We start from the raw sequence: 10,396 nt of genomic DNA, 5'->3' as shown, positions 1-10,396 counted from the left end.
GCCCCCCACGAACTGCGCCCCGTGCAGCATCCGCAGCTCCAGCTTCTCCGCGCCGTCGACGGGTTCGAGTTCGAGGGGGAAGTCCATCGGCGCGTTCCCGAACGCGCGGTGGGACGTGGTGAGCACCCGGCGGCCGAGGATGTGGTTGCCTGCCCCGCCCACGGCGGCCCCGACGCCGAACGGCAGCGCCTTTCCGACGAACGACGCACCTCCTCGGGTGGCGAACTGCTTGACGAACATGCTCTTGAGTCGGTCGACGAGCGGACCGACGGCCGCTTTGGGCAGCGACTTCGTGACCATCTCTCCCCAGTACGACGACCGGGTGCCGCCCTTGCCCGTGGCCTCGCCGGCGAGCTGGCCGACCAGCGCCACGCCTTCTTTGCCGAGCATCAGGGTCATGACCAGCGCTCGCGCGCGGTCGGGGTTGGAGATGGCGATCCCGTGCACCTCCGCCACGGACTGCGCGAACAGCGCCGTCGATTCGACGAAGCCGACGGTCTCGACGCCGGAGAGTGCGAGGGTGATCCCGGTTCCGATGCCGGGGACGACGGCCGTGGCTCCGACCGCTGCTCCTCCGGTGGTCACCGCCGCGAGGTATCGCCGCTCCAGGATGCGGATGATCTGCTCGGGGGATGCCTGCGGATTGCGCAGGCGGATGCTGCGGATGTGCGCGAGCACCAGAGGTCGCTGGATCGACAGCACGCGGTCGAGGCCTCGCACCATGAGCGGATGCTCGGTGGAGCCCACGGGAGGCACACCCTTGTCCCACGGGGAATCATCGGGGAGGGAGTGGATCTTGTGCACCTTGGAGGCCATGCGTCGATCCTAGGAACCCCTGCCGCGAAAATGCCGAAAGCCCGGCACCCTTGACGGGGCCGGGCTTTCGTGGAAGACGATCAGACGAACAGGTTCGCCCGCTCGAGGTCTTCGGCGAAGTCGACCTCGACCGCGTACAGGTCAGAGACGTCCATGGGCTCGAGGAGCAGCCCGTCCTCGGCGATCGCGAGCTCGAGGCCGCGCTCGAAGTAGTCCTGGTCCTCGACCCGCTGCAGCTGGCGCATGAACGCCTTCTTGTTCGCGGCGGAGATGTAGTTGATGCCGACGGCCTCGCCCAGGCCGCCCTTGACGGTCTTCGACAGCTTGTCGATGAAGCCCTCGGCCGTGACCGTGTACTTCACCTCCTCGTCGCTGACCTTCGAGGTGTTGACCGTGACGAAGGACTGGTCGCGCTCGATGAAGGCCGCCGCGCGGCCGAGGATCATCGGGTCGAAGACGACGTCGCCGTTCATCCAGAGAACGCCGGCCTTGCCTGTGGCGCCGAGGGCGCGCAGCAGGCTCTTGGACGTGTTGGTCTCGTCGTAGCGCTCGTTGTGCACGTAGTTGACGCTGGGGAAGGCCTCGATGATGGTCTCGGCGCGGTATCCGACGACGGACGTGATGCGGGCATCGGAACCGAAGGCGGCGCGGATGTTGTCGTGCTGCTGGCGCATGATGGTGCGCCCGTCGCTGAGCTCGGTGAGCGGCTTGGGCAGCGCACGGCCCAGGCGCGAGCCCATTCCGGCTGCGAGGATGACGGTCTGAAGAGTCACGAGTGCTCCTAAAGGAAGTTGTGTTCACGATCGGTTCACCGATCAGACACTTCGTCGTGCCGAGAGTCATGGTATCGACCGAGCCTGGGAACCCCGGGGGCTGAAGGCCGCTGTTGCCAATTCGTGATCCAGTACACACCCCACACTCAGATTCGTAAAGGGGGCGCGCGTTTTCGGTGAACCTGCGCGTCGGCCGGGTAATTGTTGCGGCGACCCGAAGAAATCGATCGCCCGTTGATACCGTAGGACGGTGACTGCTTCCCCCGACGACCCCACCGATCAGGCGGCTGACGCTGCCCCCGCGCCTGAGAAGAAGACGCCGGCTCGGAGGACTCCGACGAAGAAGGCTCCGGTGAAGAAGGCCGCGACTCCGCGGACGCCGGCGAAGGCGGCCGCCGAGAAGGCCGCCGCGACCATCGAGGTCGTCGCGGAGCCCGCTCTGCGGATCAGTCCGCCCCCCGGCGAGGGGGCAGGCTCCGCCGCGCCGGTGAAGAAGACCGCCGCCGCCGCGCGCACCGCCGCGGCCAGGAACTCCGCGCCCAGAAGCTCCGCGCCCAAGACCACGGCGGCCAAGACCGCAGCGTCCAAGACGACCGCATCCAAGACGACCGCAGCGAGGGCCACGGCAGCCAAGACGACCGCGGCGAAGACCGCAGCGGCCAAGGCGGCAGCCGAGAAGAGCGCCGCAGCGAAGGCCGAGGCCCGCACGGCGGCAGGGCGTGCGACGGCGGCCAAGACGGCCGCCGCGCGGACGGCGGCGGCCAAGGCTGCTGCGGCGAAGGCCGCCGAAGCGGAGGTGAAGGCCGCGGAGATGAAGGCCGCCGAAGCGGAGAAGGCTGCCGCTGTCGAGGCTCAGGCTGTCGAGGCTCGGGGTGGCGAAGCTCGGGATGTCGACGCTCAGGGCGGCGACGCGGGCACGCTCGAGACGCACACGCTGATCGACCCCGCACATGACGAGGCGGCGTCCATCGAGTCCGCGGTGAGCGCGCCGGAGGCGCAGGAGCCCGCGATCGTCGTCGCGGAAGAGCCCGATGCGCCCGTAGTGGAGGAGCCTCCCGCGGTGGAGGAGCCTCCCGCGGTGGAGGAGCCTCCCGCGGTCGAGGAAGCCCCCGTGGAAGAAGTGACCGACGATGTGGTGCGCACCGATGACGAGGTCACCGAAGTCGAGGCCGAAGCCGAGGCCGAGGCCGAGCAGACCCTCGTCGAGGACGACGCGACCGCCGTCGCGGGCGTGGTCGCAGGCGGCCAGCCGGTCGGCGGCCCCGGGGCGGCATCCGCGAGCGAGGCGATACGCATCCGTGGGCTCGTCAAGAGCTTCGGCGACCACACGGCGGTCAACGGCATCGATCTGACCGTGCCCGCCGGATCGTTCTACGGGATCGTCGGCCCCAACGGTGCAGGCAAGACCACCACGCTGTCGATCGTCGCGGGACTGCTGCGCTCCGATCGGGGCGAGGTGGTGATCTGCGGTATAGACCAGGCGAAGAAGCCGCTCGCGGCGAAGCGCATGATGGGCGTCCTCCCTGATCGCCTGCGGACCTTCGACCGACTGACCGGGCGTCAGCTCCTCTACTACTACGGTCTGCTGCGGGGCCTGCAGTCCGACGTGATCGAGAAGCGCGTGGGAGACCTCGCGCGGGCCTTCGACCTGGGCGAAGCGCTCAACCGCGTCGTCTCCGACTACTCGGCCGGTATGACGAAGAAGATCATGCTCGCCGGTGCGATGATCCACTCGCCCCGTGTGCTGGTGCTCGATGAGCCGTTCGAAGCGGTCGATCCCGTGTCTTCGGCGGTGATCCTGGACATCCTGCGTGCGTACGTGGCACACGGCGGGACGGTGATCCTGTCCAGTCACGGCATGGACCTCGTGGAGCGCGTCTGCTCCCGCGTGGCGATCATCGTCGGAGGTGAGGTGCTCGCCGAGGGCACGGTCGACGAGGTGCGGGCGGGGCAGAGCCTCGAAGCGCGGTTCGTCGAGCTCTCCGGCGGCATCGGAGAGGTGGAGGGGCTCGAGTGGCTGCACACGTTCTCCGACTGAGGGCTGCGCTCCTGATCGGATCGCTGCGCGGCGAACGTCGGGTCCGGACGCTGGTCGTGCTCGCCGTCGTCGTCGCCCTCACCGCTGTCGTCTGCGCCGCCGTGCTCAGCCTCGTCGACGCTCCCGTGGCCGTGGCACGCACCGTCATCATCCTCGGCAGCGCGGCGCTGCTCCTCGGCTTCCTCGTCGGACCGCTTCTCGTCGGATCCGCCGATCAGCTCGATCCCCGCCGCTTCGCGGTATTCGGAGTGAACGAACGGCAGATGCCCTGGATCCTGGCGCTCGCCTCCCTGGTCAGCGTCCCGAGCATCGCGTTGATCGCGGTCAACATCAGCGTGTGCATTGTCGCGATCACCCTCGGCGCGCCCTGGGCGCTCGCCGTGCTGATGAGCGTCGTCAGTCTCCTGACCGCGACCCTCGCCGCGCGGGTGAGCATGGCCGTGAACGCCCTTCTGCTCCCCGAACGCCGCTCTCGCGAGCTCACCGCCCTCTTCGCGCTGGCCGTCGTCGTGGTCGCGTTCCCCGTCGCCGTCTTCCTCGCCTCACTGAAGTGGGACGGACAGGTGCCCGCCGCAGTGAGTGCGCTCACCGCATCCGTCGGGCTCACGCCCTTCGCCGCGCCCTCGCGCGTGCTCTTCTCGTTCGCCTCCGGCGATCCGACCGGCTCATGGATCAGCGGCATCGTCACACTGATCACTGCGGCAGGACTCTGGATCCTCTGGTCCTGGCTGGTGCGACGGCTCCTGACCACCACCGCACGCCCCGTGGCCTCGCGGGAGCGCTCGGGTCTCGGCTGGTTCGGCCTGATGCCGTCGAACGCGTTCGGCGCGATCGCCTCGCGCAGCCTGGTCTACTGGCTGCGCGACCGGCGGTACATCATGAACCTCATCGTGGTGCCCGTCGCCGGCGTGCTCACCGTGCTGCCGCTCCTCGTCGCGGGTGTTCCGCTCGAGATCGCCGCGCTCGTACCGGTGCCGGTCATGGCGCTGTTCTTCGGATGGCTGCCGCACAACGACGTCGCGTACGATTCGACCGCGCTGTGGACGCACATCGCCAGCGGCGTGAAGGGACTGCCCGACCGGCTGGGGCGTCTGGTCCCGGTCGCGCTCGTCGCGATCCCCGTTCTCGCCGTGGCCGTGCCGCTCACCCTGCTCTGGATCGACGACTGGCGGCTCCTGCTCCCGCTCACCGGTCTGGGCGCCAGCCTGCTGCTGTCCGGTCTCGGCTTCTCCAGCATCGTGTCGGTCGTCGCCCCCTATGCGGTCTCGCGCCCGGGTGACAGCCCGTTCCAGCAACCGCAGCGTCCGACCTCTCGAGGCACGTACGGGCCCGCGATCGCATTCCTCGGAGCGATCGTGGTCAGCATCCCGACGATCTGGCTGCTCGTGCTCACGATCGTCGAGGGCGGGCAGTTCGCCCCCGCGACGTTCTGGGCGGGACTCGCGACCGGGATCGTCGCGCTCGTGGCGGGAGTGGCACTGGGCGGACGCATCTTCGAGCGGCAGGGCGAGCGCCTGATGGAGTTCGTCGAGACCGCGTGACCGCTGCCCACCCCGCGTGCACCACGGCTAGACTCTCGGAATGAGTACTCCGCTGGACAGCCCCGATCAGGGTGGCGTGGCAACGCTCGATCGCGAACTCGAAGAACTCCTCCGCGAGGAGAATCTCGAACCGGGAGACCACGAGCGCTTCTCGCACTACGTCAAGAAGGACAAGATCCTCGAGTCCGCGATCACCGGGAAGCCGGTACGCGCACTGTGCGGCAAGAAGTGGACGCCGGGCCGCGACCCCGAGAAGTTCCCGATCTGCCCCACCTGCAAGGAGATCTACGAATCGATGGTGCGCTGAGGCGCCACAGCGTCCGCGACGCTCACCCCGCGTCGACGAAGACCGTGGGGATCGCCGGGTCGGACTTGCTCAGTGCGAGCGCTCGCACGGGAAGCTCCTCCCGCACCCGCAGATGATGCGATCGGGCCGACTCCGTGCCCGCGGGACCCTCGAACGACGGATCGATCTCACCGCGCTCGACGAACGTCGTCTGCAGCGCGCGGCCGTCCGGATGCTGTGCGGGAGTGCCGAGCTCCTCGAAGCCGTCCGACACCACCACCGTCTCCGCGGTCGCGACGCCGTCGACGAGAGTGCGGAACGCCGCCTTGCGCCCTCCGTGCGACGCCTTATCCGTGGAGGCCTTCGCGACCCCGATCCAGGCACCGCTCGGATCCTGCCGAGCGACCAGCTTGTAGACCATGCTGGCGGTGGGGTAGCCCGATCCTGTCACCACCGAGGTGCCGACCCCGTAGGCGTCGACCGGTGACGCGGCGAGGGCCGCGATCGCGTACTCATCGAGGTCGCTCGTGACGGTGATGCGTGTGTCCGTCGCACCGAGCTCGTCGAGTTGCGCGCGCACCTCGGCCGCGACGATGGGCAGGTCGCCGGAGTCGATGCGCACGCCGCCGAGGCCGGTTCCAGCCACTCGGATCGCGGTCTCGACGCCCGTGCGGATGTCATAGGTGTCCACGAGCAGTGTCGTCGCGGTGCCGAGGCTGTCGATCTGAGAGCGGAACGCCTCCTCTTCGCTCTCGTGCAGCAGCGTCCAGGAGTGCGCGGCGGTCCCCATGGTCGGGATCCCCCAGCGCCGCCCGGCCTCGAGGTTGCTCGTCGCGCCGAAACCGGCGATGTACGCCGCCCTGGCGGCCGCGACGGCCGACTGCTCGGCGGCTCGGCGCGAGCCCATCTCCGCCAGCGGCCGCTCGCCGGCGGCGATGCTCATGCGGGACGCGGCGGTGGCGACCGCCGAGTCGTGGTTCAGGACGCTGAGCGCCAGGGTCTCGAGCACCACCGCATCGGCGAAGCTGCCCTCGACCGTCAAAATGGGCGATCCGGGGAAGTAGAGCTCGCCCTCGCGGTAGCCGCGGATGGAGCCGGTGAAGCGGTAGTCCTCGAGGTAGCGCAGCGAATCCGCGTCGACCACGTCGTTGTCGCGGAGGAACCGCAGCTCGTCGTCCTCGAATCGGAACTCGCGCAGCAGGCTGAGCAGACGCCCCGTACCGGCGACCACGCCGAAGCGGCGTCCGCCCGACAGGCGGCGGGAGAACAGCTCGAACACGCTGGGCCGTGAGGCCGTGCCGTCGCGGAGTGCGGCGGCGAGCATGGTGAGTTCGTAACGATCGGTCAGAAGCGCCGTGGACGTCGTCATCCGCTCAGCATAGTGACGAGATCCGCTCGAGTTCCTGAGCATGACCAGCGGCGCGCGCGGGTAGGCTGGGGAGTCATGAACGACGCCCCGATCGGAATCTTCGACTCCGGTGTCGGCGGACTCACGGTGGCCAGGGCCATCCGAGCCCAGCTGCCCCGGGAATCGTTCGTCTACATCGGTGACAGCGCGCACTCGCCCTACGGCCCGAAGCCCATCGCCGATGTGCGGCGCTACAGCCTCGAGGTTCTCGACACTCTCGTCGACCAGGGCGTCAAGATGCTCGTGATCGCTTGCAACACGGCATCCGCGGCCATGCTGCGGGACGCACGCGAACGCTACGACGTACCCGTCGTCGAGGTGATCGGGCCCGCCGTGCGCCGGGCCGTGTCGACCACGCGCAACGGTCGGGTCGGTGTGATCGGCACGGTCGGGACCATCGGCTCCCGCGCCTACCAGGACATGCTCGAGGTGAACGAGCGTCTCGAGGTCTTCACCGCGGCATGCCCGCGCTTCGTCGAGTTCGTCGAAGGCGGCATCACCGGGACCCCCGAGGTGCTCGCCACCGCCGAGCAGTACCTCGCACCGCTGCGCGACGCCGGGGTCGACACGCTCGTACTCGGGTGCACGCACTACCCCTTCCTGCGCGGCGCGATCAGCTACGTGATGGGGGAGGGGGTCACGCTCGTCTCCAGCGACGACGAGACGGCGGGAGACGTCTACCGGCAGCTGGTTCGCGGAGATCTGCTCGCATCCCCCGACGCCACGGCGTCGTACGTGTACGAGGCGACCGGTGATTCCGCCACCGAGTTCACCGCCCTCGCCAACCGCCTGATGGGTCGCGAGGTGCGCGACGTGCAGCTCGTGCAGACCGGCGTCATCACCCTCCCGGGGCACGCCGCCGGGCTCTGACCTCGGCGCACTCCGACTCCCTCCGTCTTCGCTTCACCCACCCTCCACCCGAAGGAATCTCATGACCAGCATCGTCCGTGCCGACGGCCGTTCCACCGACCAGCTCCGCGAGATCACCATCGAGCGCGGATGGAGCGCCCACGCCGAGGGATCGGCATTGATCAGCTTCGGGGGGACGAAGGTGCTGTGCACCGCCTCGTTCACGAACGGGGTGCCGCGCTGGCTCACCGGCAAGGGCAAGGGCTGGGTCACCGCCGAGTACTCGATGCTTCCCCGCGCGACCAACAGTCGCAACGACCGCGAGAGCGTGAAGGGCCGGATCGGCGGACGCACGCACGAGATCTCGCGCCTGATCGGCCGCGCGCTGCGTGCGGTCGTCGACACCAAGGCCCTGGGGGAGAACACGATCGTCATCGACTGCGACGTGCTCCAGGCTGACGGGGGAACGCGCACCGCCGCGATCACCGGCGCCTACGTCGCTCTCGCCGATGCGATCGAGTGGGGCCGTGAGAAGAAGTTCATCGGCAAGAACTCGACGCCGCTGCTGGACTCGGTCTCCGCCGTGTCCGTCGGGATCATCGATGGCGAGCCCATGCTCGATCTGGCATACGTCGAAGACGTCCGCGCCGAGACCGACATGAACATCGTGGTGACGGGTCGCGGCCTGTTCGTCGAGGTGCAGGGAACCGCCGAGGGTGCCCCCTTCGACAAGCGCGAACTGGATGCGCTGCTCGACCTGGGCGTCGCCGGATGCGCCGACCTGAAGAGCGAGCAGCTGAAGGCGCTCGCGGGCTGATGAAGGTCGTCCTCGCCACGCACAACCCGCACAAGGTCGACGAGTTCCAGCAGATCGTCGCGGTGACGCGTCCTGATCTGGAGGTCATCGGCTACGACGGTCCGGAGCCGATCGAAGACGGGGTGACCTTCGCGGAGAACGCGCTCATCAAGGCGCGCGCCGCCTCGCTGCACACGGGCCTCGCGGCTCTGGCCGACGACTCCGGCATCTGCGTCGACGTGCTCGGCGGGTCACCCGGTGTGTTCTCCGCCTACTGGGCGGGGCAGAAGAAGGATGCCGCAGCCAACCTCGCACTGCTGCTCGATCAGCTGCAGGACATCGCGGACCCGCACCGCAGCGCCCACTTCACCTCGACCATCGCGCTGGTGACCCCGGAGGGTGCCGAGCACGTGGTGGTCGGGAACTGGCCGGGGCGCCTCGCGACCTCGGCATCCGGCGGCGGCGGGTTCGGCTACGACCCGATCTTCATCCCCGACGGACAGCCCTCAGACGCTGAGCGCACCGTGGGAGATTTCTCCGCCGACGAGAAGCAGTCGCAGTCGCATCGGGCGCGGGCCTTCCGCGAGCTCGCACCGCTCCTCGCCGACCTCTGACTCTCCGCACAGCAACCACTACGCTTGACGTACTTCATGCGTAGTGGTTACTGTGGTCGGCATGCGAGAACTCACCTACTACATCGGCGTGACCCTCGACGGGTTCATCGCGGGGCCTGACGACGAGGTCGACTTCTATCCCGTGACCCCGGCGTTCGCCGAGACGCTGGGAACGGAGCTCGCCGACATCCAGCCTGCGCACGTCCGCGTCGGTCGGGGAGGCGTCGACGAGCCGCTCACCCGGTTCGACACGGTCGTGATGGGTCGTCGCACCTACGAGCCCGCGCTGCAGGCCGGGATCGCCGATCCGTACTCGCAGTTGCGGACCGTGGTGTTCAGCACGACAGTGGCCGACCCGGATGAGTCGAACGTCGAGATCGTGCGCACGGATCCGGTCGCCAGGGTGCGTGCCCTCAAGGCCGAGCACGGACTCGGCATCTACCTCGCGGGTGGGGCGGTGCTCGCGGGCGTGCTGCTCGACGAGATCGACAGACTCATCGTCAAGAAGTACCCGGTGATCGCGGGGTCCGGCATCCCGATGGCGAGCCACCCGTTCGCCCCGACGATGTTCGCTCTCGACCAGATGCGCGCGTTCGACAACGGCTGCGTCGTGCTCGAATACACCCGCCTGCGCTGAGGACGCGGCTACTGAGAATCATCACCATTCCCGACTGCGCCGAGACCCGCCGAACGGCGCGGTGGCCGGTCTAGCCTGGAGACATGCACGATCACGCGCCCGCTGCCGGCGGCATCCGCTCTGCGAGTCATCGCCGTCTTCTGGCGATCTCGCTGAGCCTGACCGCGACCATCATGGTCGTGCAGGTCGTGGGTGCGATCTTCACCGGGTCGCTCGCGCTCCTGGCCGATGCCGCCCACATGTTCACCGACGCCTCGGCGCTCGTGATCGCTCTGATCGCCGCGGCCGTCGCCGCACGACCGGCCGACGACCGCCGGACGTTCGGATACCAGCGTGCCGAGGTGTTCGGTGCGCTGATCAACGCGATCATCCTGATCCTGCTCGCCGGATGGGTCGGGATCGAGGCCGTCGGGCGGCTGATCGACCCGGGCGAGACCGAGGTCGTCGGAGGGCTCATGCTCGTCGTCGCGATCGTCGGTCTCGTCGCGAACGCGATCTCGATGTGGTTGCTCAGTCGCGCGCAGCGCACGAGCATCAACGTCCGCGGCGCCTATCTCGAGGTGATGGGCGATCTGATCGGCTCGGCGATGGTGATCATCGCCGCGATCGTCATCGTCACGACCGGCTGGATGCCCGCC

At 68.8% G+C, this 10,396-nt stretch carries 11 protein-coding genes; 8 read left to right on the top strand and 3 right to left on the bottom strand.

Translation table 11 applies throughout. The features are described 5' to 3' along the window. A partial coding sequence (locus tag ABTZ43_RS15705) for a hypothetical protein (protein WP_350539470.1) occupies positions 1 to 816 on the bottom strand: 816 nt, incomplete at its 3' end. Between the two features lie 80 nt (positions 817 to 896). Continuing rightward, the gene (locus ABTZ43_RS15700; RefSeq protein WP_056420968.1) at positions 897 to 1,589 is read right to left on the bottom strand and encodes a phosphocholine cytidylyltransferase family protein; all 693 of its coding nucleotides are present in this window, start codon (positions 1,587 to 1,589) and stop codon (positions 897 to 899) included. A gap of 250 nt (positions 1,590 to 1,839) precedes the next feature. Between ABTZ43_RS15700 and ABTZ43_RS17260 the strand changes: the two genes are divergently transcribed. The 3 genes from ABTZ43_RS17260 to ABTZ43_RS15685 are packed head-to-tail and all read left to right on the top strand — an operon-like array spanning position 1,840 to position 5,475. Then, positions 1,840 to 3,627 (top strand): ABC transporter ATP-binding protein, encoded by a 1,788-nt coding sequence (locus ABTZ43_RS17260; RefSeq protein ID WP_502885412.1) that lies wholly within the window; start codon positions 1,840 to 1,842, stop codon positions 3,625 to 3,627. Next, positions 3,603 to 5,168, top strand: a complete 1,566-nt coding sequence (locus tag ABTZ43_RS15690) for a hypothetical protein (RefSeq protein WP_350539469.1) — start codon at positions 3,603 to 3,605, stop codon at positions 5,166 to 5,168. Before ABTZ43_RS17260 ends, ABTZ43_RS15690 begins: the two co-directional genes overlap by 25 nt. A gap of 40 nt (positions 5,169 to 5,208) precedes the next feature. Further along, positions 5,209 to 5,475 (top strand): DUF3039 domain-containing protein, encoded by a 267-nt coding sequence (locus ABTZ43_RS15685; RefSeq protein ID WP_045253497.1) that lies wholly within the window; start codon positions 5,209 to 5,211, stop codon positions 5,473 to 5,475. Between the two features lie 22 nt (positions 5,476 to 5,497). Here the strand turns inward: ABTZ43_RS15685 and ABTZ43_RS15680 are convergent, their stop codons facing one another. Beyond that, a complete protein-coding gene (locus tag ABTZ43_RS15680; protein ID WP_350539468.1) occupies positions 5,498 to 6,823 on the bottom strand; it encodes a nicotinate phosphoribosyltransferase in 1,326 nt (441 codons plus the stop codon). 75 nt (positions 6,824 to 6,898) lie between these two features. Between ABTZ43_RS15680 and murI the strand changes: the two genes are divergently transcribed. From murI to ABTZ43_RS15655, 5 genes are all read left to right on the top strand, one after another. Beyond that, positions 6,899 to 7,732 carry a glutamate racemase gene (murI, locus tag ABTZ43_RS15675; protein ID WP_056420982.1) on the top strand — a complete coding sequence of 278 codons (834 nt, stop codon included), beginning with the start codon at positions 6,899 to 6,901 and terminating at the stop codon, positions 7,730 to 7,732. 61 nt (positions 7,733 to 7,793) lie between these two features. Beyond that, on the top strand, positions 7,794 to 8,528 hold the full coding sequence (gene rph / locus ABTZ43_RS15670) for a ribonuclease PH (RefSeq protein ID WP_045253494.1): 735 nt from the start codon (positions 7,794 to 7,796) through the stop codon (positions 8,526 to 8,528). Further along, a complete protein-coding gene (gene rdgB, locus ABTZ43_RS15665) occupies positions 8,528 to 9,121 on the top strand; it encodes an RdgB/HAM1 family non-canonical purine NTP pyrophosphatase (protein ID WP_350539467.1) in 594 nt (197 codons plus the stop codon). The genes rph and rdgB overlap by 1 nt, the downstream gene beginning before the upstream one ends. Positions 9,122 to 9,182: 61 nt before the next feature. Beyond that, positions 9,183 to 9,758, top strand: coding sequence for a dihydrofolate reductase family protein (locus tag ABTZ43_RS15660; RefSeq protein WP_350539466.1), 576 nt, complete (start codon positions 9,183 to 9,185; stop codon positions 9,756 to 9,758). A gap of 83 nt (positions 9,759 to 9,841) precedes the next feature. Beyond that, a partial coding sequence (locus tag ABTZ43_RS15655) for a cation diffusion facilitator family transporter (protein WP_350539465.1) occupies positions 9,842 to 10,396 on the top strand: 555 nt, incomplete at its 3' end.

Origin of the sequence: Microbacterium sp. NPDC097977 (assembly GCF_040302605.1) — a bacterium.
In the GTDB taxonomy this organism is placed as follows: Bacteria; Actinomycetota; Actinomycetes; order Actinomycetales; family Microbacteriaceae; genus Microbacterium.
The sequence above is the reverse complement of the archived record's forward strand: the minus strand, read 5'-3'. Positions and strand labels throughout refer to the sequence as shown.

Bases quoted from the DNA above. Each gene is read 5' to 3' on its own strand.
- ABTZ43_RS15685 (WP_045253497.1), top strand. From the start codon at position 5,209: ATGAGTACTCCGCTGGACAGCCCCGATCAGGGTGGCGTGGCAACGCTC.
- ABTZ43_RS15680 (WP_350539468.1), bottom strand. From the start codon at position 6,823: ATGACGACGTCCACGGCGCTTCTGACCGATCGTTACGAACTCACCATG.
- murI (WP_056420982.1), top strand. From the start codon at position 6,899: ATGAACGACGCCCCGATCGGAATCTTCGACTCCGGTGTCGGCGGACTC.
- rph (WP_045253494.1), top strand. From the start codon at position 7,794: ATGACCAGCATCGTCCGTGCCGACGGCCGTTCCACCGACCAGCTCCGC.
- rdgB (WP_350539467.1), top strand. From the start codon at position 8,528: ATGAAGGTCGTCCTCGCCACGCACAACCCGCACAAGGTCGACGAGTTC.
- ABTZ43_RS15660 (WP_350539466.1), top strand. From the start codon at position 9,183: ATGCGAGAACTCACCTACTACATCGGCGTGACCCTCGACGGGTTCATC.